Genomic DNA, 21466 nt, shown 5'->3' with positions numbered 1-21466 from the left:
GCGCCATCAGGCAGCCTTGACCCTGGGTTCGTCCTCGCCCCGCACCAGCCTGGTCACGCCGACGAAGTCGATCTTGCCGGAGCCGAGCACCGGCACGTGCGGTACGACGCGCACTTCGGCGGGCACCATCAGGTCCATCGCGCCGTTCGCCTTGGCGAAGGCCACGAGGTCCGCACGCGTCGCCGCGGGAGCCTCGGTGATGAGGACCAGTTTCTCGCCCTTGCGCTGATCCGGCACCGTGGCGACCGCCGAGAGCGAGCCCTTCCACAATTCGCCGGCCAGTGCCTCGACGGCGGCAAGCGAAATCATCTCGCCGCCGATCTTGGCGAAGCGCTTGGCGCGCCCCCGGATGCTGATGAAGCCCGCATCGTCGATGCTGACGATATCGCCAGTGTCGTGCCAGCCGTCCGGCAGGGGTTCGAGGACGCCGGGCTTGTCGGCCTTGAGATAGCCGGCCATGACGTTGGGACCGCGCACGAACAGCCGGCCGCCGCCTTCGACGCCGACCACCGGTTCGAGACGGTATTCCATGCCAGGCATGATTTTTCCGACCGTACCCGACTTGTTGTACATCGGCGTGTTGATGGAGATGACCGGCGCCGTCTCGGTAACGCCGTAGCCTTCGAGGATGCGGAGGCCGAATTTCTCCATGTAGGTTTCGCGGGTCGAGGCCTTGACCGGTTCTGCACCCGAGAAACAGTAGCGCACCGAGCGGAAATCATAGGGGTGCGCGGTGCGCGCATAGCCGCTGAGGAAGGTATCGGTGCCGAAGATGATGGTGGCGTTCGACGCATACACCAGTTCGGGAACGATCCGGTAGTGCAGCGGCGAGGGATAGAAATAGACGGGGACGCCGGACACGAGCGGCAGCACCGTGCCGGCCGTCAAGCCGAAGGAATGGAAGATCGGCAGCACGTTGAACACCTTGTCGCCCGAATGGAAATCGATGCGCGAGGCGGCCTGCGCGGCATTGGCCAGGATGTTGCGGTGGGTGAGCACGACGCCCTTGGGCGTGCCTTCCGAACCCGAGGTGAACAGGATCACCGCCGGATCGGTCGCCTTGCGGGCGACCCGTGGCGTACTCTTGCGCAGCAGACCGAGCAGCTTGTCCTTGAGGCCGATGGTTGCGCGCAGGTCGTCGAGCCAGACGATGTTTACCGAGCGGCCGATCTCCTCGACCATCGCGGCGAGCTTGGCCTGTTCGACGAACGCCCTGGAGGTGAGGATGGTGGTTACCCCAGCCGCCTTGCAGGCGGACAGGATGTTGGCGGCGCCGGCGGTGAAGTTGATCATCGCGGGAACCTTACCGGAGGACATGACGCCGAGCAGCGTGGCGCAGGACCCGTTGGCATTGGGCAACATGATGCCGAGCGTGTCCTGGCCGGCATAAAGCGTCTCGAACTTCTCGCCGAGCACCGCGGCACCGGTGAGCAGCTTGCCGTAGCTCAGCTTGCCGGTAACCGGATCCTCCACGGCCAGCTGCTTCATGCCGCGCTCATTTGCCGTCTGGATGATCCTTTCGAGCACCGTGTGATCGATGTCCTGGGTCTGGAAGACGAGGTTCGACATCACCTGATAGAGGGCGGCGCCGGCGGCGGCCCGCCGCTTGCGGCCCTTCAGCTCGTCCGCGACCTTGAGCTTGACCGGCGGCAATATGGTCACCTTGACCTTGGGGAAAAGGCGGCGACGCACATGTTGAGAGGTCAGCCGTGAGAAGGGGCTCTTTTCCAGCCCCTCGATGCGGATCGGCACCACCATCGAGCCGGTCTTGTCGGCCACCATGGCGGCGCCGTCATAGACCTTCATCAGCCCGCCTGTGACGGTAATGCGGCCTTCGGGGAAGATAACCAGCGGATCGCCATTCTGCACGATCTTGATCAGCGTGCGGGTCGACATCGGCTTGGCCGGATTGAGCGGCAGCGCGCGCGTCAGCTTCAGGAAGGGCTTTATCCACCAGGATTGCGCGATGGCGTAGTCGATGGCGAAGACCGGTTCTTCATCGGTCAGCGTCAGTGCCAGCGGGCCGTCGAGGAAGCTGACATGGTTGAGCGCCAGGATGGGCGCCTTGCCGGCCGCCTTCAAATTGTCCAGACCTTCCACTTCCAGGCGATGGAAGGCCCGGAAGAGGATGGAGACGAAATCGCGGAAAGCGTTGGTCGGCAGGTATTTCAGCATCAGCCAGGCGGCCACGGCGTTGAAGGCGGCAAGGCCGAACAGCACGCTGGCGATCGAAACACCGGCCGCCTGGATGGCGGCGACGAGAATGCCGCCGACCGTCATGAAGCCGGCACTGACGATGCTGACGGCCGCGACGACCCGGGCGCGGCGCGTCTCGGGCGACCAGGCCTGGACGGCGGCGAAGGTCGGCACCACCAGGAAGGCGCTGGCAATGGCCATGCCGGCAAGGTCGAGCGCGACACGCAACGTGTTCGGCCCGGCGAAGAAGGCGGCGAGGGTTTCAGCCTTGGGCGAGGGTTGCATGCTCCAGACCGTCCAGGCCAGATGAAGGCCGAACAACGCTATCAGCGCCGTGCCGACGGGCGCCGGCAACAACACCATACGCCCCTGCGACATCCAGGCGGAGATTGCCGAGCCGATGGCGATGGAGACCGCGAACACGGCTAGATAGGCGGTGACCGCGATCTCGTTGCCGCCGAGGGAATCCTTGATCAGCGTCGGCAGGATCGAAAGCACGATCGCGCCGACCAGCCAGAACCAGGACGTCATCAAACCGGCGCGCCAGATGCGCGTGTCGGTGCGCAATTCGCTAACCTGGCGCCAGGTCGAACGGAAGATGTTCTTGTCGATGGCGAGGTCGGGCGCCGCCGAACCGGTGGACGGGATATAGCGGCTGACGAACCAACAGCCGACGGCGAGCGCCATCATGATCGGCCCGAACACCTTGACGCCGATGCCATCGGCCGAAACCACGCCGCCGGCGATGGTGCCGCCGAGAATGGCTGCAAACGTGGCCGACTCGATCCAGGCGTTGGCCTTGGGCAGTTCCTTGCGCTCGAGATGATCGGGCAGGATGCCGTATTTGATCGGCCCGAACAGCGCCGAGATGACGCCGAACATCAACAGCGCCGTCATCAGGACGGGAATGGAGTGCAGCGCTATGCCTGCGACAGAGACTCCCGCCGCGGCAATCTCGGCGAATTTGAGCCGGCGCGCGACCAGTGCCTTATCGAACCGGTCGGCGATCTCGCCGCCGAGAGCCGACAGAAGCAGAAAGGGGGCCATGAAGACCGCCCCGGCGAGCGTGACCAGCGAAGCCGCCTGATCGGCGGCCAGCGTGAACAGAATCAGGAACACCAGCGTGTTCTTGAGGAAATTGTCGTTGAACGCGGACAGGAATTGCGTCCAGAAAAGCGGTGCGAAACGTCGCGACAGCATGAGATGGGTATTCATGGCGATTTCCATTCTGCGGTTTCCGTCCGGCATCAGGCCGACGGTCGCGCGGGTTGAATGCGCTGTTTCAGTCCAGTCGTATCCGTAAGCTGGTTAAACTTCTTGCTGCTTTCTCCATTGCCTCCCAAGTGCGGCGCTCCAGTGTCGCCGACAACGGTCGGTATGCTTCGACGCACTTATGAACATCGTTCATTGCCGCAACATAGCACTTTTTGAACGACGTTCAAGCGAATAATGAACGACGTTCAAAAATGTCTTCAAACGACCAAATTGAAAGAGGCCGAAGGCAGGCCACGCAGGCCTTGGAGGCAGGCCTGCCGAGGTGGCGCGGTGATCGGGGACCGGGCGACCCATCTCGACCGTGAGAGTCGGTCTGCCGCGCCTGCCCGGCCGCCGGGCTGCGCATTCCATGGCTGCGGATCAGGGTCTGTGGATCGGGCCAAGGTTTCCACGCATCCGCGCCGGCGCGTCATCTCGTGGCGGCCCGCTCTTCACGCCGGGCTGCCTTGCTTCATACGATGGAGAGCCGCCCTCAAGCGGCATGTGCCGCCCGGCGGGCGGCACATGCCGAGAGCGGTCAAAAGCGCCCGCGCTGCTTGAACGCGGGCGCCGCTACATGCGGATCACCAGCCCCAATGGCCGGGGTGCCAGCGTCCATATGCCCAGAAACCCGGGTGCCAATGACGCGCCGGGCGGATGATGACGCGCCGGTTCGGCACGCAATTGCCCCAGCGGTTCATGTGCCAGCCGGGGCCGCAGCGCCAGCCGACGGTTTCGATCGGCAACGTCGCCGCACTGGGCTTGGCCAGCGGCATGGCCTGCGAGCCGGCGCCGGACAGCACCAGCGTCCCCGCGGCCAAAGCCAGGGGCAGAAAATACCTTGTGAACATGCGTTGTCTCCGTGAACCATCCCTACCTCCATAGAACGGAGGAACGGCGTGAATCCCGTCGGAGCGGGCAGCATCACATCTTCGTTATACGGCGTTGCTGTCGTTCAGCGTCGCGACCGTCTTCAGCGCGCCGTCGAGCATGTCGCCCTTCTCGTCTTTCAGCGCGGCCTCGCGCAGTCGTCGGATCCAGTCGGCGGCGTCCTGCCTGCCATTCAGCATGGGCAGCGCCGACAGCACGCGGTCGAATTTCGACTGGGCGCGCAGGTGCGTATCGCTGTAGCCTTTGATCAGCCGGCGGCAATTGAGGATTTCGACGGCGAGCGCATAGTCTTGCGGCGCATGGCCGAGCGCCAGCGCGTACCAGCGCTCCAGATGCACCATCTCGACCCGGTGGCGCAGCAGGCGGCGGCGCCAGCGGCGCAGGCCGCCGATAAACCAGAGGGCAGCGAAGCCTGCAAAACTGTCAGTGCGAATGCGTCGGCCGCGATTGATGCGGCGGTCGAGAAAGCTGGCCAATCTCGGCCGGTTCTCGATGTAGTTGCCCAACCCCGCCGGCAATGTGCCGCAGAACTCCTCGATGCGGGGGTGGAAATACTCGGTCACCTGCAGGATCGAGCCGTCCTTGACGCCAACCTCCTTGCGCACCCGCCGGTCACGCGTCGAGCGCGTCTTCAGATCGGCGACGCGGATCATGTCGTCGTAGCACATGGCGTTGGCCAGATGCTTGGCGGCCGCGATCGACAGCGCATGGGCATGCTCGGCGCCATCCTGCGCCACGGCCTTGTCCAGCCTGTCGAGATACTCCCGGCCATAGGCGATGTCCTGGTAGTCGACGACTTTTCTCAGCCCCCTGAGCGCCATGTCGCGCACGGCCACAGGCATCAGATCGATGCGGGCCGCCTGCGCCTGCCAGCCCTGCAGCAGGTTTTGCGGGCCGGTGACACGTCCGGCACCGAGGGCGGATTCGACGATGGCCGGCTCCGCCGGGACCGGCGTAGGCACCGCAGCGCCGCGGGCGCGATCATAAGCAGCGCCAAAGGCGGCGAGGCTGGCCCTCGCGCCCCGGCCGCCGGCACTGATCGCCTGCTCGTAGCTTTCGCGCGTGAACGGCAGCGCGTCCGAACCGGCCAGCGCGCCGAGCAGGCTGGCCGAGATCATGGTGCCGTTGTCGGCGGCGATCTTTTCCATGTCGAAGGCGATGAAGCGCTTCGAGGCGGCTTGCGCGGTCGCATGCACCTTGGCGGACGAGGCCCGGCCGTCGCCCGGCTCGATCTTTTCCGACACGGCGGCGATGCGGTGCGAGGAGGTGATGAGCGTGGTGCGTTCCGGCGTGACGAAGCCACGGATGATGGCGCGGCCGGCTTCCATCAATTCGGCTGATATCAGTATGTCGACGTCGCCCTGCGAGGGCGACAGGGCAAAGACCGGCAGCCGGCCCGTGTCACGGGCCATTTCGATATAGTAGATCGTCGCGCCGGTGCGCTGGGCGACGCCGGCGACGGACGTCGACTGCGCGACGTGACCGTTGCGCTCGGCGACATCGGTGATCCAGTCGGCCAGCACGCCGCCGCCCTGGCCGCCGACGGCCAGCACCGCCAGCTTGATCACCCGTTCGGCATCGGCGCCGCCGGATTTCGGACGCACGGGCGAGCTCTGGTCAAGCATCGGCGAATGTCAGGCGCCGGCTTTCGCGCCGCCGCTGCAAGAGGCCGATCACCGCGCGGCGCGCATTTTCCAGGAAGCGATCCCAGCGGCCGGGATTGTGCACGACGTCGGCACGGTAGAAGGACGGACACAGCACCGCCGCGTCGGCCACCTCGCCGCAATTGCCGCAGCCAACGCAGTTCTGGTCGATCGAGGCCACCGGGTCATCGCGCAGGGGATCGTCGAGCGACTTGACCGACAGCGACGGACAGCCGGAGAGCCGCATGCAGGCGTGGTCGCCGGTGCAGATGTCCTCGTCGACGCCGAACTTCGGTTTCACCACGCGCTCGCCGCCCTTGATCGCCTTGTCGACCAGCGGCTTCTCGCGGCGCTGGCGGTTCAGCATGCATTCGGACGAGGCGACGATGACCTTCGGTCCCTTCTCCTCCGTCGTCAGAGCCTCGCGCAAAGTGTCCTGCATCTTGCCCACATCGTAGGTGCGGTCGATGTGGCGCAGCCATTTGACACCCATGCCCTTCACCGCCTCGGTGATCGGGTGCTTTGTCGACTTGGTCCGGTTGGAGGCGCGCGACGATAGGATGTCCTGGCCGCCTGTGGCGGCCGAATAGAAATTGTCGACGATGACGATCACGCCGTCATTCTTGTTGAAAACCGCGTTGCCGATCGAAGACGTCAGGCCGTTATGCCAGAAGCCGCCATCGCCGACGAAGGAGATCGAACGACGCTTTGCATCAGGCGAATTGAAGGCCGATGCCGATGCCGGCCCAAGCCCGTAGCCCATGGTGGTCGCGCCGAGCTCGAAGGGCGGCATGATCGAGAACAAATGGCAGCCAATATCGGAAGCGATGTGGTGCTTGCCGAGTTCCTGCTCGACCAGCTTGGTTGCGGCGAAGATCGGCCGCTCCGGGCAACCGATGCAGAAGCCCGGCGGCCGACCGGGCACGACATTGATCAGGTCCGCCGTGTCGATGCCGTCGCCGACCTTGTTGGGCGCGCGGACCTCGCCGGGCAGCAGATGCGGCGCCTCGGCGCGCAGGAAGGCGCCGATGCCGTCGAGCATGACCTGGCCGGTATATTCGCCGGCCATCGGCAGATATTCCTTGCCCACAAGCCTGGTGCCGCGCCCGGCCTTGTGCAGCATCGCCGCAAAGGCCTGCTCGATGTAATTGGGCTGGCCTTCCTCGACCACCAGCACCGCCTGCTTGCCCTCGCAGAAGGACAGGAATTCATCGTCCACCAGGGGGTAGACGGCGTTGAGCACGTAGAGCGGCACATCGGTCTCGCCATAGGTGTCGGCGAGACCAAGCCTCTGCAAGGCGCGGATAACGGAATTGTACATGCCGCCCTGCATGACGATGCCGACCGAACCGTGGTCCGAACCGAAGAACTCGTTGATCTTGTTCTTTCTGATGAAGTCCACCGCCGCCGGCCAGCGTTTCGCGACCTTCTCTTTTTCGTGCAGGAAGGAAGCGGGCGGCAACACGATACGGCCGGTGTCGCGGCGCGGCGCCGACAGCGCATCGGCAACCGTCATCGGCGGTCGCTTGTTGTCCTTGGCGATGAAGTGGCCGTGCACATGGCAGCAGCGGATGCGCACCTGCAGCATGACCGGCGTGTTGGAGATCTCCGACAGTTCGAAACCATCCTCCACCGCCTTGACGATCGAGGGCAGGTTGGGGCGCGGGTCGAGCAGCCAGACCTGGCTCTTCATGGCGAAGGCGTGGCTGCGCTCCTGCATGATGGAGGAGCCTTCGCCGTAGTCCTCGCCAACGATGATCAACGCGCCGCCGGTGACGCCGCCGGATGCAAGATTGGCGAGCGCGTCGGAAGCGACATTGGTGCCGACGGTCGACTTGAAGGTCGCGGCACCGCGAATGGGATAATGCACCGAGGCGGCCAGCATGGCGGTGGCGGTCGCTTCCGAGGCGCTGGCCTCGAAATGCACGCCGAGTTCGCCCAGAATGTCCTGCGCGTCGGCCAGCACGTCCATCAGATGGCTGATCGGCGCGCCCTGGTAGCCGCCGACATAGCCGACGCCGCATTGCAGCAGCGCCTTGGTGATGGCGAGGATGCCCTCGCCAGCGAATTCCTCGCCCGCGCCGAGCCTCAGCTTTTCGACTTCCCTGGCGAAAGACCGTTCGGCCATTTCTGCCTCCTTCCGTTGCCGCCTTCCCGTCGCCCGAGAGTCGGCGCGTACGTCTAGATGTCGTGCTTGCGGATGTTCTTAAGCATCTTCTGCAATGTCGCGATGAGCGCCGAATATTCGGCATCGTCGATGTCGTCGAACATCGCCTCGAAGGCATCGTGCATGGCCGGCCAGGCGCGCGTGAACAGCGCGCGCCCATCATCGGTCAGGAACACATGGCGTATGCGGCTATCGGTGACGCCCTGCTCGCGCCGCACCAGCCCCTGCCCTTCCAGCGCATCGAGCGTGCGGCTGAGTGTGGACTGCTCGATGACCGTATAGACCGAAAGATCATTGACGGTGACACCGTCGGTGACCGAGAGCACGGCCAGCGTGCGAACCTGCGAAATCGTCAGCCCTTGCTTGCGGAAATCGTCGCGCAAGGTGGCGTTGTAGCGGCCCATGATGCGGTTCATCAGATAGGGCGCGAACTGCTGCAGGCCGATCTGGCCGAGCGTCGATATGCGCTGGCGCTTTTCCGCCACCTTCTGCTCCATCACAGCCTCCCCGCCAGGAGAAAGCCGGAGCCGCCGCCGAGGCCCGCGCCCGGATGCGTCGAGGCGCCGATATGATAAAGGCCCTTGATGCCGGTCTGATGGTTGCGGCTGGACTTGAATGGCCGCCACAGGAAGGCTTGGTCGATGGTCGAGGACCCGCCATAGGGGTCGCCGCCGACCAGATTGATGTTCATCGCCTCGAGATCGGCCGGCGAATACGCGCGGCGCGCGATCACGCTGTCCTTGAAGCCGTCGATATGGCTGGCAAGGATCGCCTCGACGCGGTCGGCGTAGGCTTCGCGCAGTGCCTCGGTCCACCGCCCATCGGCCGGCGCCTGCAGTGTGCCGGCCGCATCGCCCTTGATGTGGCGTGGCGCCTCGGGGAGTTGCAGCCACAGGATCGCCTTGCCCGGCGGGCAGCGTGACGGATCGAGCGCGTGCGGCTGGCCGACACAGATGGTCGGCACTTCGGGCAGCATGCCGCGCGCCGCTTCGTTGCAGGCCTTCGAGACACCATCGAGCCCCGGCGTCAGATGCAGCAACGCAACCTTGTCGAGGCCTTCGCCGCGCCATGCCGGTGGTTTGTCCAGTGCGTAGTGGATCTGGAAATTGCCCTTGCCGTAGCGATAGTTCCGCGTCGCCTCGACATCGGCTTTTGGAGCATCCGCGCCGAGCAGGCGGCCGTAAAGCTGCGTTGGCGTGACCGAGCAGATAACGCTCTTGCCCGCCGTAATGGTTTCGCCCGAAGCCAGCCGCACGCCTGTCGCGCGACCGCCGCTCTGGATGATCGAGGCGACATCGGCGCCGGTGCGGATTTCCCCGCCACGTTCCCGGATCAGAGCCTCGAAGGCGGCGAGCAGGTTCTTGGCGCCACCTTTGACGATCGGCGCGCCGGCCGCCTCCAGCGCGAAGGCGATGACCTTGGCGATCTGGCTGGAAAAAGCATCTTCCGGCCCGAGACCGGCATGCAGCACCCAGGGCGCCCAAAGGGCGCGGACAGTCTCGGACTGGTAAGTGCTCTCCAGCCAGCCGCGCGCCGGCACCAGCGCGTCGCCGAGGAAAGCCGCTAGGTTACGCGGGCCGCGCCGCCAGGCATCGCCGGCAAGCAGCTTCGCCGTGGGATAGGACCACAGCGCGCCGCCGAGCAAGCCGAACAGCAGGCCGGCATTGCGCTCGATGCCGCCGACGTCGTCGGCGTGCCGATCGCCCTCCCCGGGTGCGATTGCATTCAGCGCGGCGACATTGACGGCGCGATCGGTGGTGAGCACCGCATGACTGCCATCCGGCCGCAGCACGCCGGTCGGCGTGCCGGTGTGGCAGAACTCCAGCCCGTGGCGCGCGAGATCGCTGCCAAGCGCGGCAAAGGCCGGCGACGTGATGAAGAGCACGAAGGTCGTCGCCATCACGTCGTGGATAAAGCCGGGCGCGGTGATCTCCTCGGTGCGCATGCAGCCGCCGATGCGGTCGTTGCGTTCAAGAAGGAGTACCTTGGCGCCCTTGCCGCCCATCATCGCCGCGCAGACCAGCGCGTTGATGCCGCTGCCGACGATGATGTGATCGGGGGCGCTCATTGGCGGGTTCTCACGGGCAGCGGGTAGCCTTGCGAGGTCAGCGCTCTATGGCGCCCCCCTCTGTCCTGCCGGACATCTCCCCCACGAGGGGGGAGATTGGCAGCTTCGGCGCCGACTCTTTTCATGCGACGTTGAAAACTGGCGAAGGTCGTGATGACAGCCAATCTCCCCCCTCGTGGGGGAGATGCCCGGCAGGGCAGAGGGGGGCGCCGTGGAGTTCGCCCGCCGTCAACCTGCTTCCCTATCGCCTCGCCAACCCGCATGATCTTCTCCCGAAGACCCACCTCGCTCTATTTGCCCGCCACCAGCGCCAGCGCGCGGATCGGGCTGCCGGTGCCGTGCTCGATCTTGAGCGGTGCCGCGATCAGGATCGCGCCTTTCGGCGGCAACTGGTCGAGGTTGCAGAGGCTGGCCAGACCGTAGCGATTGGCCTTGTGCATCAGCGTGTGCGCCGGGAATGGCGGCTCCATGCCGCCGGCCTTGCCTGCATCGGTGCCGATCGTCTCCGAGCCCCAGCCCTTGATATCCTTGCTGATCAGGAACTGGATGGCCTCGGCGGTCGGGCCGGGCGTGTGCGGGCCGGTTTCGTTGGCGTTGAGGAATTCGGCTTCCGAACCATTGCGCTTGTACCAGTCGGTGCGCATCACCACCCATTCGCCGGCGTTGATGGCGCCATGCTTGGCTTCCCAGGCCTTGATGTGGTCGACGGTGAGCAGGAAATCGTGGTCGGCGGCGGCTTCCTTCGAGCAGTCGATGACATTGACCGGGCCGACGAAATTCTGCGCCGGAATGGTGTCGGTGGCCCCGTCCGGATAGTCCTTGCCGCTGATCCAATGCTGCGGCGCATCGAAATGCGTTCCCGAATGCTCGCCGAGCTTCAGCCAGTTCCAGGCCCACCAGGGGCCGTTCTTGTCGTAACGGGAGATGTTGTGGATCTCGACCTTCGGCGTGTCCACGGCAAGTTCCGGCGGCAGCTTGATCAGCGGCGTGTCGGGTCCGAGCGGCGCTGACAGGTCGACCACCCTGATGGCGCCCGAAAGCAGCTGGCCGGCGACTTCACCGAGAAGTTTTTGCGTGTCCATGGTGTCTGTTCCCTCTTTCTTGCTGATGCTGAAGGCTCGTCTCGGCCCTTAATATCCTACTAGACGAAAACATATGCATCTGCAATTATCTTTAAGCATAAAGGAAATGGGAACGGGGCGTGAGCGAGTTCGACGCCATCTTTGTCGGGGCGGGCCACAACAGTCTGGCATGCGCCGCGCATTTGGCGCTCAAAGGCTGGAAAACCGGGATTTTCGAGCGCAGTGCAACAATTGGCGGCGCCGTGCAAACCCGCGAATTCACCCTTCCCGGCTTCCGCCACGATTTCGGCGCGATGAATCTGAGCCTGTTTGCGGGCTCCGCCTTCCATCGGAAATATGCAAATGAATTGAACCGCCAAGGTCTGGAGTTCGCGCCGGTCGCCGATTGTTTCGCCAGCGCCTTCCCGGATGGGCGCTGGTTCGGCGTCAGCAACGATCTGGAAAAGACAGCGGCGCGCATGGCGGCTTTCTCCGCTGCGGACGCCGCGACATGGCGCAGACTGGTCGCCGCATTCCCGACGGAGGCCGAGCATCTGTTCCGGCTGCTCGGCTCGCCGATGGGCGCCCGCGCGCTTGCCGGCACGGCGTGGAACCTGTGGCGCAAGAAGGGTGTCACCGGCGCACTCGACACCGGTCGGCTGCTGTTGTCGTCGCCACGCGCGTGGCTGGAGGAGACTTTCGAGTCCCCATATGTGCGGGCAACGCTTGCCACCTGGGGCATGCATCTCGACTTCGCGCCCGATATCGCCGGCGGCGCGGTGTTCCCCTACCTGGAATCGATGGCGAACCAAAGTTTCGGCATGGTGCTGGGCAAGGGCGGCGCCGATACCATCATCCGGGCCCTGGCTGGCATGGTGACATCCGCCGGGGGCCAGATCGTCACTGGCGCCGAAGTGACCGAGATCACCGTATCCGGCGGCAAGGCAATGGGGGTGCGGCTGGCTTCCGGCGAGACGCATACCGCCGCCAAGGCGGTCATCGCAGGCGTCGCGCCCCGGACACTGGCCGGCAAGCTGCTGCCCAACGGGTCCGGCGATGCCGGCTTCGACACGGCGATGCGGAAATTCCGCTACGCGCCAGGCACGATGATGATCCATCTGGCGCTCGACGATCTGCCGGACTGGAGCGCGGGGGCCGAGCTTCGGCAATTCGCCTATGTGCATCTGTCGCCGTCGCTCGACGCCATGTCGCGCACCTACCAGCAGGCGATGGCGGGCATGCTGCCCGACCAACCCGTGCTGGTCGTCGGCCAGCCGACTACGATCGATCCTTCGCGCGCGCCTCAAGGCAAGCACGTGCTTTGGGTGCAGGTCCGCATGCTGCCTGCCGAAATCGCCGCTGATGCCGCCGGCAAGATCGCGCCCGCGCCCTGGGATGAGATCAAGGACGCCTATGCGGAGCGCGTGCTCGACATCATCGAAACCTATGCGCCCGGCCTGCGTGGCAAGGTCCTTGGCCGGTCGGTGTTCTCGCCAATCGACCTGGAGCGCGAAAACCCGAACCTCGTCGGCGGCGACCAGGTCTGCGGCAGCCACCATCTGGCGCAAAACTTTCTGTTCCGCCCGGCGCGCGGCTATGCCGGCTGGAACACGCCGGTCGCCAATCTGCATCTCACTGGCGCAGCGACGTGGCCGGGCGCCGGCACCGGTGCCGCCTCGGGTTTCATGCTCGCGCAACAGCTTGGCGGGAGGTAACCCGACGATTTTCGCAGAGGCGACGAGAGGCAACGCGCTGCTGCCCACGAAGCCCGAACCAACAAAGTGACAGTGCCGCGCAGAGACAATAACCAACAAGGGGAACGACCATGACAATCAACAGACGTGAATTGCTGGGATACAGTGCCGCCGCGCTCGGCGTGGCCGCTATTGGCCTGCCGCGCATCGCCAGGGCCGCGGCCGGCGAACTCACCATCGCCTACAATGTCAATCTGCCGTCCTGGGACCCGACCACCGGACCGTCGGCGGTCAATCCGACCATCCAGGGTCTCTACCAGTCGGTGTTCGACCAGTTCATCCCGCAAAAGCCCGACCTGTCGTTCGCGCCGGGCCTGCTGACCGAATGGGGCTGGAACGACGACCGCACCAAGGTGATGATGACCGTGCGCGAGGGCGTGAAATGGCATGACGGCTCGCCCTTCACGCCGGAAGACGTGGTCTGGTCGCTGCAGCGCGCGGGCGACGAGAAGACTGGCAACCCGATCCAGTTCGTCTGGAAGAACGTCAACAACTTCAAGATCGACGGCAACAGGATCACTGGCGACGTGGTGCAGTTCGATCCGGTCTATTTCAAGTGGATGTCGTTCCTCACCGGCTACATCATGCCCAAGGCCTATTACGAGAAGGTAGGTGCTGAAGGCTTCGAAAAGGCGCCCATCGGCACCGGCCCGTACATGGTCGAGAAATTCGAACGCAACGCCTTCCTGCGGCTGAAGGCCAATCCGGATTACTGGGGCGGCAAGCCTGCTTTCGAGAACGTGACCATCAAGTTCGTCACCGATGCGGCAAGCCGCGTCGCCGAGATCGAATCCGGCTCTTCGCAGGTCACGCTCGAAATCCCCTATGAGGAGTACGACCGCCTGATCGCCAAGGACGGCCTTGCCGGCTCGATCAAGAATGTTTCCGACATCGGCATGATCTTCTTCAACAACAAGGACGCCATGCTGGACAAGAATGTCCGCCAGGCTGCCGTGATGTCGGTGGACAAGGAATTGCTGGTCAAGCGGCTGCTGCGCGGCTACGGCCAGCCGATCGACACGCTGGAGACGCCGGAATACGCGGCCTACGATCCGTCGATCAAGGTCGAGCACAATCCCGAAAAGGCCAAGGAACTGCTCAAGGCTTCCGGCTACTCGCCCGAAAAGCCGGCCAAGATCACCATCCAGACCACCAAGGGCTTCAAGCCCAAGGACTACGAGATGGTGCAGGCGATCGTCGGCATGTGGCGCAAGGTCGGCATCGAAGCGACCATCGAGGTCTACGAAATCGCCAAGCACTACGAACTGCGCGCCGCGCACAAGCTGGCGCCGGCGGCCTTCTACAATTGGGGCAACGCCATCGGCGATCCGACGACGTCGACCGGCTTCGCCATGTTCGGCCCTTCGCCGCACTCGTCCTGGAAGACCGACGACCTCGACGCCAAGATCGGCCCGCTGTGGGGCGAGAAGGACGAGGCCAAGCGCATTGCCGGCTGGAAAGAAGTCGACAAGTACATCGCCGAGCAGGCCTATGTGCTGCCGCTGATGCAGTTCGCCCAGCCGATCGTGCACGCCAAGGGCGTCAAGGTGGTGCAGCATATTTCCGGCGCGCTGCTGCCGGCCCTGATGACCCCGGCCTGATATCGGCCTGGAATTGCCGCGCGCCGTCGCCAATGACGGCGCGCATTTTCCATCGGGCATACGAGCCCACGGGCTCCTGCGAAGATTTACATGCTCCTGCAACGATTCCTGATCCGTCTTTTGACGATGCTGATCACGCTGTTCGGCGTGGCCGTCGTCGTCTTCGTCGTGATCCGCGTCGCGCCCGGCGATCCGATCGCCATGATGCTGCCGCCCGGCGCGACCGATGACGACATCGCGCGGCTGCGCGCGCTCTACGGACTGGACAAGACCATCGTGCAGCAATTCTTCATCTGGCTGTCCGGCGTCGTCAGGGGCGATTTCGGCACTTCGATCTCACTGCGGCAAGACGTGCTCGGCCTCGTTTTCAACCGGCTGCCGGCGACGCTGGAACTGGCCATCGTCGCACTGATCATGGCGGTGCTGCTCGGCGGCACGATGGCGATCCTCGGCGCCCGGGAGCGCGGCACCGCGGTGGAGGCCGGTATCGACATCGCCAGCGGGGCAGCACTTTCCATTCCCGACTTCCTGTGGGGCCTGGTGCTGATCCTGCTGTTCGGCGTGCTGGTGCCGATCTTCGACATTTCCGGACGTGTGTCGCCGCAGCTCGACCTGCCCTTCGTCACCCAGTTCTATCTGTTCGAGAGCGTGCTGCGGCTGCGCTTCGACCTGACCTGGGATCTGTTGAAACATATGCTCATGCCGGCGGTCGCGCTGGCGCTGCCGCTGGCGGCGATCATCGCGCAGCTGCTGAAACAGTCGCTGAAGGAAGTGCTCGACCTCGACTATGTCGTGCAGGCGCGGGTGAAGGGTTTTTCCGAGACGCAGGTCATCCTGCGCGAGGCGCTGAAGAACGCGGCGCTACCGACGCTGACCCTGGTCGGCGTGCAGTTCACTTTCCTCATCGGTGGCACGGTCATTGTCGAGCGGCTGTTTTCCTACGAGGGCCTCGGCAATATGGCGATCGATGCCGTCATCAACCGCGACCTGCCGTTGATCCAGGGCATCGTTCTGGTCTTCGCGCTGCTGTTCGTGCTGATCAACCTTGCGGTGGACATGATGTATGCGCTGCTCAATCCGAGGCTGCGCCATGGATGAGGCGCGCATCGTCAGGCGCGGCGCGGGCCCGCGCCTCTGGCTGGCCGGCGGCTGGCTGCTGCTGGTGTTGCTGGCGGCGATCTTCGCGCCGCTGGTCGCGCCGCAGGATCCGCTTGCGCAGGATTTGATGCTGGAGCGGCTGCCGCCTTTCTGGCTCGATGGCGCCGAGCCCGGCTACTGGCTGGGCACGGACAGCCTGGGGCGCGACCTGCTTTCGCGGCTGATCTTCGGCGGCCGCATCGCCTTCATCGTCGCCTTCGCCGCGGCGATCGCAGCCTGCCTCGTCGGCTCGACGCTGGGGCTGATCGCAGGCTATTTCGGCGGCTGGGCCGATCGCATCATCTCGCGCATCGTCGATATCTGGATGGCGTTTCCGCCGGTGCTGTTCGCCATCCTTCTGGTCGCCGTGCTCGGCACGGGCCTGAGTTCCGTCATCCTAGCCATCGCCATCATCGACTGGACGCGCTTCTGCAGGGTGATCCGCGCCGAAGCGATGGGGCAGTCGCGCATGGACTATGTCGAGAACGCCCGCATCGCAGGCTATGGCCGCATCGGCATCATGCTGCGCGAGGTGCTGCCCAATGTGCTGCCGTCGATCGTGGCGCTGCTGTCGCTGGAGATGGGCATCGCCGTCATCGTCGAGGCGATCCTGTCCTTCGTCAACCTGTCGATCTCGACCGACGATCCGACCTGGGGCGGCATCATCGCCGAGGGCCGGCTGTCGATCCATCAGGCCTGGTGGGTGCTGGTTTTTCCGCTGATCACGCTGATCCTCACCGTGCTCTCCTTCAGTCAGTTCGGCGAGGCGCTGAAGACGCGCTTCGATCCGGTGCTGCGATGAGCGCCTGCCTCGACATCATCGATCTCAGCGCCGTGCTGGCGAACGGCCAGCGCGTGCTGCGCTCGGTGTCGCTCACCGTTCAGCCCGGCGAGGTCCGCGCGCTGGTCGGTGAAAGCGGTGCCGGCAAGACGATGATCGGCAAGGCCGTGCTTGGCGTGCTGCCGTCGAGCGTTCGCATCGTCGAAGGCGATATGAGGCTCGAAGGCGAAGACCTCGGCAGGCTGCAACCCAAGGCGCGGCGCACGCTGATCGGCGCCCGCACGGCGCTGATCCCGCAGGATCCGCTGACCGCGCTCAATCCCTCGCGCCGCATCGGCCCGCAGATGACCGACCGGCTGGTGCGCATCCTGGGCTGGAGCGGCGACAAGGCGGACAAGCGCGTCAGGCAGTTGCTCGACGAGGTCCAGATTCGCGAGCCCGACAGGGTGCTGAGAAGCTATCCGCATGAATTGTCCGGCGGCATGCGCCAGCGCGTGCTGATCGCCGCCGCCTTTGCCGCCGAGCCCCGGCTGATCGTCGCCGACGAACCGACCACGGCGCTCGACGTAACCGTGCAAAAGCAGATCCTGCGGCTGATCGCCGAACTGCAGCGCGAACATGGCACGGCAATCCTGTTCGTCACCCATGATCTCGGCGTCGTGGCCAAGATCAGCCAGAAAGTCTCCGTTCTCTATGCCGGCAAAGTGGTGGAGGAGGCCGATACTGCGACACTGTTTGCCTCTCCTCAGCATCCGTATACACGCGCGCTGATGGCAGCGACGCCGCGTTACACCGATCCTTTCGCTTCGCTGAAGCCCGTTGACGAAACCGTACTGGCAGGACTTGCGGCGGAGATCGCGGCTGCGGACCAGGCCTGGAGCCGACCCCATGGCTGAGCCGCTGTTTTCCGTACGCGGGTTGAAGGTGGCGCTGCCCGATATGACGCGCAAGCCGCTGATCGGCCGCGCGCCCTTGGCCGAGATCTTGAAAGGCCTGGATTTCGACCTGCCCAGGGGCTCGGTGACCGGCATTGTCGGCGAATCCGGATCCGGGAAATCGACGCTTGGCCGCGCGCTGGTCAGGCTGCTGGAGCCGAGCGTCGGCAGCATCAGCTTCGCGGGCCGCGACATCACCTATCTGGCGGAGGCGCAGTTGCGGCCGCTGCGCCGCGACCTGCAGATGATCTTTCAGGATCCGATGTCGTCGCTCAACCCGCGCCGCACCATCGCCAGCATCATCGCCGCGCCGCTCAAGCAGAACGGACTCGGCGACAATCTCAGGGACCGCGTCGCCGAAGCCTTGCAAAGGGTCGGCCTTCCGCAAAGCTTTGCCGGCCGCTACCGGCACCAGCTGTCGGGCGGCCAGCGCCAGCGCGTCGGCATTGCGCGCGCGCTGGCACTGTCGCCGAAATTCGTGCTGGCCGACGAGATCGTCTCCGGCCTCGACGTGTCGACCCAGGCGCAGATCCTTACCCTTCTGGAGAGACTGGCGGCCGAGATGGGCCTCACCGTCGCCTTCATCAGTCACGACCTGTCGGTCATCCGGCGACTCTGCCAGCAGGTGATTGTCATGCGCGAGGGCAGGATCGTCGAGGCCAGCGCGACCGATGCGCTGTTCGACAACCCGCGACAGGACTACACGCGCGACCTCATCGCAGCCATTCCGCTGCCAGAAATCGATGCCGGTTGGCTGGACATCCCTTCCGCCGGCAAGCCGGCACCATGAATGCATACGCACGCCGAAGCGGGCCTCGGACGTGCGACCGGCAAATGACCAGGCCCCGCCAAGGAGGAGAACTGAGATGAAGACCACAATCGCACTTGCAACGCTTGCCGCCGCTGTGCTTGGCAGCGCCGGCATGGCTTCGGCGGATTCGATCCCCGGCATGCGCGGCCACGACCACACCGGCATCACCGTGCCTGACATGAAACAGGCGGTCGACTTCTTCACAGAGGTCGTCGGCTGCAAGAAGGCGATGTCGTTCGGCCCCTTCGCCGACGACAAGGGCACATTCATGCAGGACGTGCTTGGCGTCGACCCGAAGGCTGTCATCGAGCAGATCACCATGGTGCGCTGCGGCTACGGATCGAACATTGAGCTGTTCAAATACACCGCTCCTGACCAGAAGGATCTGACGCCCAAGAACAGTGACATTGGCGGCTTTCATATTGCCTTCTATGTCGACGACGTGGCCGCCGCGAAAGCCTATCTCGACGGCAAGGGCGTGAAGACCCGGATGGGGCCGCTGCCGGTCAAGGAAGGTCCCGCCGGCGGCCAGACCATCCTCTATTTCCAGGCGCCGTGGGGGCTGCAACTGGAGGCGATCAGCTATCCCCAGGGCATGGCTTATGAGAAGGGCGCCGAGACGGTGCTGTGGAGCCCGAAGAACCCTGACAAGTAAGTGTTTCAGGCGCGCTCGCGGACGGACACGCAAGCGCGCCGCACCGACCCGCTGCGATCATTCCGGCATAAAACTTTAAGCTTGAAATATCTTGCTTCCGGCGCGATACTCGAAGATGCAGCAAGCGAAGAGGAGATCGCACGGATGAAGGTTGCGGTTCTCGGCGGCGGACCAGCCGGCCTCTACTTTGCCATTTCGATGAAGCTGAGGGACGCCGCGCACGAGGTGACGGTGTTCGAACGCAACCGCCCGGACGACACGTTCGGCTGGGGCGTGGTGCTGTCAGCCGAAACGCTCGACAATCTCGCGAAGAATGATCCGGTCAGCGCCGTCTGGATCAAGAAGCATTTCGCCTATTGGGACGACATCGCCGTCATCCATGATGGCGTGCGCACGGTCTCGTCCGGGCATGGCTTTTGCGGCATCGGCCGCAAGCGGCTGCTGATCCTGCTGCAGCGGCGCGCGCGAGAGCTTGGCGTCAAGCTGATGTTCGAGACCGACATCGCCGACCCTCGCCCCTATATGGAGACGCACGATCTGGTCGTCGCCGCCGACGGGTTGAACTCCAGGGCGCGCAACACTTTCGTCGACATCTTCAAGCCCGACATCGACACCCGCAAATGCAAATTCGTCTGGCTCGGCACCAACCAGAAATTCGACGACGCCTTCACCTTCATCTTCGAGAAGACCGAGCATGGCTGGGTGTGGGCGCACGCCTACCAGTTCGACAGCGAGACCGCGACCTTCATCGTCGAGTGCAGCGAACAGACCTGGCAAGCGTTCGGCTTCGGGGCGATGTCGCAGCAGGACTCCATCGCCGTCTGCGAACGCATCTTCCAGAAACATCTCGGCGGCCATGCGCTGATGACAAACGCCAACCACATCAGGGGGTCGGCCTGGATCAATTTTCCGCGCGTGCTGTGCGAACGCTGGTCGTATGAGAATCTGGCGCTGATGGGCGACGCCGCCGCCTCGGCGCATTTCTCGATCGGCTCGGGCACCAAGCTTGCGCTGGAAAGCGCGGTGGCGCTGGCCGAGTATGTCGAGACCGAGCCGGATCTCGATGCAGCCTTCCGCAAATACGAGGACGCCAGACGCACCGAGGTGCTGAAGCTGCAATCGGCGGCGCGCAATTCGCTGGAATGGTTCGAGGAGGTCGAGCGCTATCTTGGTCTCGATCCCGTGCAGTTCAACTATTCGCTGCTGACGCGGTCGCAGCGCATCAGCCATGAGAATCTGCGGCTGCGCGATGCCGAGTGGCTGGGCGGCGCAGAAGAATGGTTCCAGCGCCAGGCCGGCGCCGGCGGCAACAGGCTGCGCCGGGCGCCGATGTTCGCGCCGTTCAGGCTGCGCGACATGCAGCTTGCCAACCGCGTCGTCGTCTCGCCGATGGCGCAGTACAAGGCTGTCGACGGCTGCCCCACCGACTGGCACTTCACCCACTATGCCGAACGCGCCAAGGGCGGCGCGGGGCTCGTCTATATCGAGATGACCTGCGTCAGTCCCGAAGGACGCATCACTCCCGGCTGCCCCGGCTTCTACGCACCCGAACATGAGGTGGCGTGGAAGCGGCTGGTCGATTTCGTCCATGCCGAGACCGAGGCGAAACTCTGCGCCCAGATCGGTCATTCCGGCGCCAAGGGTTCGACCCGTGTCGGCTGGGAAGGCACCGACGTGCCGCTCTCCTCGGGAAACTGGCCCATCATGGCGGCGTCTGCCGTCGCGTGGTCGCCGCAGAACCAGGTGCCGAAGGCCATGGACCGTGCAGACATGGATCTGGTCCGCGACCAGTTCGTCGCTTCCGCCGAGATGGCCGACCGCTGCGGCTTCGACATGCTGGAGATCCACGCCGCGCATGGCTATCTGCTGTCGTCCTTCATCACGCCGGTGACGAACCGGCGCACGGACGCCTATGGCGGTTCGCTCGAGAACCGCATGCGCTATCCCCTGGAAATCTTCCATGCGGTGCGCGCGGTGTGGCCGGCGCGCAAGCCGATCTCTGTACGCATTTCGGCCAATGACTGGGTCGGCATCGAAGGTGTGACGCCGGCCGACGCGGTCGAGATCGCGCGCATGCTGCACGAGGCCGGCGTCGACATATGCGACGTCTCGGCCGGTCAGACCTCGATCGCCGCCAAGCCGGTCTATGGCCGCATGTTCCAGACGCCGTTTTCCGACCGCATCCGCAACGAGGTCGGCATGGCGACGATGGCGGTCGGCAACATCTACGAGCCGGATCATGTCAATTCGATCCTGATGGCCGGCCGCGCCGACCTGGTGGCCTTGGCAAGGCCGCACCTCGCCGATCCCTATTGGACGCTGCATGCGGCGGTGACACTTGGCGACCGCGGCGTCAGATGGCCCGATCCCTATCTGCCTGGACGCGACCAGCTCTACAGGCTGGCCGAACGCGATGCGGCTGCGGGGCTGAAAGTATGAGCGCGTCCCGTTTTTCACGTCGGCACTGTAGTCCCACCCCTGTCTCCTCCCGGTGTGCAGAGATGTTTGGGAC

At 64.7% G+C, this 21466-nt stretch carries 15 protein-coding genes; 8 read left to right on the top strand and 7 right to left on the bottom strand.

Annotation, left to right across the window (positions count from 1 at the left end):
• Nucleotides 1–6 precede the first annotated feature (6 nt).
• The 7 genes from FFS37_RS02520 to FFS37_RS02485 form a co-directional block, all read right to left on the bottom strand.
• Entirely contained in the window at nt 7–3411 is a 3405-nt protein-coding gene (locus FFS37_RS02520) for an acyl-[ACP]--phospholipid O-acyltransferase (protein WP_137929346.1), read from the bottom strand.
• Nucleotides 3412–4034: 623 nt separating this feature from the next.
• On the bottom strand, nt 4035–4301 hold the full coding sequence (locus tag FFS37_RS02515; protein ID WP_137929345.1) for a GCG_CRPN prefix-to-repeats domain-containing protein: 267 nt from the start codon (nt 4299–4301) through the stop codon (nt 4035–4037).
• A gap of 84 nt (nt 4302–4385) precedes the next feature.
• On the bottom strand, nt 4386–5966 hold the full coding sequence (locus FFS37_RS02510) for an indolepyruvate oxidoreductase subunit beta family protein (RefSeq protein ID WP_137929344.1): 1581 nt from the start codon (nt 5964–5966) through the stop codon (nt 4386–4388).
• Nucleotides 5959–8112: a thiamine pyrophosphate-dependent enzyme gene (locus tag FFS37_RS02505; protein WP_137929343.1), complete on the bottom strand. Its 2154-nt coding sequence runs from the start codon at nt 8110–8112 to the stop codon at nt 5959–5961. Before FFS37_RS02505 ends, FFS37_RS02510 begins: the two co-directional genes overlap by 8 nt.
• Nucleotides 8113–8165: 53 nt before the next feature.
• A complete protein-coding gene (locus tag FFS37_RS02500) occupies nt 8166–8648 on the bottom strand; it encodes a MarR family winged helix-turn-helix transcriptional regulator (protein WP_137929342.1) in 483 nt (160 codons plus the stop codon).
• A complete protein-coding gene (locus tag FFS37_RS02495) occupies nt 8648–10219 on the bottom strand; it encodes a phytoene desaturase family protein (protein ID WP_137929341.1) in 1572 nt (523 codons plus the stop codon). Before FFS37_RS02495 ends, FFS37_RS02500 begins: the two co-directional genes overlap by 1 nt.
• A 290-nt stretch (nt 10220–10509) precedes the next feature.
• A complete protein-coding gene (locus FFS37_RS02485; RefSeq protein ID WP_137929340.1) occupies nt 10510–11301 on the bottom strand; it encodes a cyclase family protein in 792 nt (263 codons plus the stop codon).
• A 119-nt stretch (nt 11302–11420) separates the two neighbouring features.
• Here FFS37_RS02485 and FFS37_RS02480 point away from each other — a divergent pair, with 119 nt between their 5' ends.
• The 8 genes from FFS37_RS02480 (at nt 11421) to FFS37_RS02445 (ending at nt 21393) form a co-directional block, all read left to right on the top strand.
• Nucleotides 11421–12995, top strand: coding sequence for a phytoene desaturase family protein (locus FFS37_RS02480; RefSeq protein WP_137929339.1), 1575 nt, complete (start codon nt 11421–11423; stop codon nt 12993–12995).
• A 110-nt stretch (nt 12996–13105) separates the two neighbouring features.
• On the top strand, nt 13106–14635 hold the full coding sequence (locus FFS37_RS02475) for an ABC transporter substrate-binding protein (RefSeq protein ID WP_137929338.1): 1530 nt from the start codon (nt 13106–13108) through the stop codon (nt 14633–14635).
• Nucleotides 14636–14725: 90 nt separating this feature from the next.
• A complete protein-coding gene (locus FFS37_RS02470; protein ID WP_137929337.1) occupies nt 14726–15733 on the top strand; it encodes an ABC transporter permease in 1008 nt (335 codons plus the stop codon).
• Nucleotides 15726–16574 carry an ABC transporter permease gene (locus FFS37_RS02465; protein WP_137929336.1) on the top strand — a complete coding sequence of 283 codons (849 nt, stop codon included), beginning with the start codon at nt 15726–15728 and terminating at the stop codon, nt 16572–16574. Before FFS37_RS02470 ends, FFS37_RS02465 begins: the two co-directional genes overlap by 8 nt.
• Nucleotides 16571–17449, top strand: coding sequence for an ABC transporter ATP-binding protein (locus tag FFS37_RS02460; RefSeq protein ID WP_137929335.1), 879 nt, complete (start codon nt 16571–16573; stop codon nt 17447–17449). Before FFS37_RS02465 ends, FFS37_RS02460 begins: the two co-directional genes overlap by 4 nt.
• Nucleotides 17442–18278, top strand: a complete 837-nt coding sequence (locus FFS37_RS02455) for an ATP-binding cassette domain-containing protein (RefSeq protein WP_137929334.1) — start codon at nt 17442–17444, stop codon at nt 18276–18278. Before FFS37_RS02460 ends, FFS37_RS02455 begins: the two co-directional genes overlap by 8 nt.
• Before the next feature lie 76 nt (nt 18279–18354).
• On the top strand, nt 18355–18954 hold the full coding sequence (locus FFS37_RS02450) for a VOC family protein (RefSeq protein WP_137929333.1): 600 nt from the start codon (nt 18355–18357) through the stop codon (nt 18952–18954).
• Between the two features lie 144 nt (nt 18955–19098).
• A complete protein-coding gene (locus FFS37_RS02445; protein ID WP_137929332.1) occupies nt 19099–21393 on the top strand; it encodes a bifunctional salicylyl-CoA 5-hydroxylase/oxidoreductase in 2295 nt (764 codons plus the stop codon).
• The last annotated feature ends 73 nt before the right edge of the window (nt 21394–21466 follow it).

The organism is Mesorhizobium comanense (assembly GCF_005503535.1).
Taxonomy (GTDB): domain Bacteria; phylum Pseudomonadota; class Alphaproteobacteria; order Rhizobiales; family Rhizobiaceae; genus Mesorhizobium; species Mesorhizobium comanense.
Note: the sequence above shows the minus strand (reverse complement) of the source record. Positions and strands in the feature narration are given on the sequence as shown.

Coding starts and splice junctions, on each gene's coding strand:
- FFS37_RS02520 (WP_137929346.1), bottom strand. CDS start 3,411: ATGAATACCCATCTCATGCTGTCGCGACGTTTCGCACCGCTTTTCTGG.
- FFS37_RS02515 (WP_137929345.1), bottom strand. CDS start 4,301: ATGTTCACAAGGTATTTTCTGCCCCTGGCTTTGGCCGCGGGGACGCTG.
- FFS37_RS02510 (WP_137929344.1), bottom strand. CDS start 5,966: ATGCTTGACCAGAGCTCGCCCGTGCGTCCGAAATCCGGCGGCGCCGAT.
- FFS37_RS02505 (WP_137929343.1), bottom strand. CDS start 8,112: ATGGCCGAACGGTCTTTCGCCAGGGAAGTCGAAAAGCTGAGGCTCGGC.
- FFS37_RS02500 (WP_137929342.1), bottom strand. CDS start 8,648: ATGGAGCAGAAGGTGGCGGAAAAGCGCCAGCGCATATCGACGCTCGGC.
- FFS37_RS02495 (WP_137929341.1), bottom strand. CDS start 10,219: ATGAGCGCCCCCGATCACATCATCGTCGGCAGCGGCATCAACGCGCTG.
- FFS37_RS02485 (WP_137929340.1), bottom strand. CDS start 11,301: ATGGACACGCAAAAACTTCTCGGTGAAGTCGCCGGCCAGCTGCTTTCG.
- FFS37_RS02475 (WP_137929338.1), top strand. CDS start 13,106: ATGACAATCAACAGACGTGAATTGCTGGGATACAGTGCCGCCGCGCTC.
- FFS37_RS02470 (WP_137929337.1), top strand. CDS start 14,726: ATGCTCCTGCAACGATTCCTGATCCGTCTTTTGACGATGCTGATCACG.
- FFS37_RS02465 (WP_137929336.1), top strand. CDS start 15,726: ATGGATGAGGCGCGCATCGTCAGGCGCGGCGCGGGCCCGCGCCTCTGG.
- FFS37_RS02460 (WP_137929335.1), top strand. CDS start 16,571: ATGAGCGCCTGCCTCGACATCATCGATCTCAGCGCCGTGCTGGCGAAC.
- FFS37_RS02455 (WP_137929334.1), top strand. CDS start 17,442: ATGGCTGAGCCGCTGTTTTCCGTACGCGGGTTGAAGGTGGCGCTGCCC.
- FFS37_RS02450 (WP_137929333.1), top strand. CDS start 18,355: ATGAAGACCACAATCGCACTTGCAACGCTTGCCGCCGCTGTGCTTGGC.
- FFS37_RS02445 (WP_137929332.1), top strand. CDS start 19,099: ATGAAGGTTGCGGTTCTCGGCGGCGGACCAGCCGGCCTCTACTTTGCC.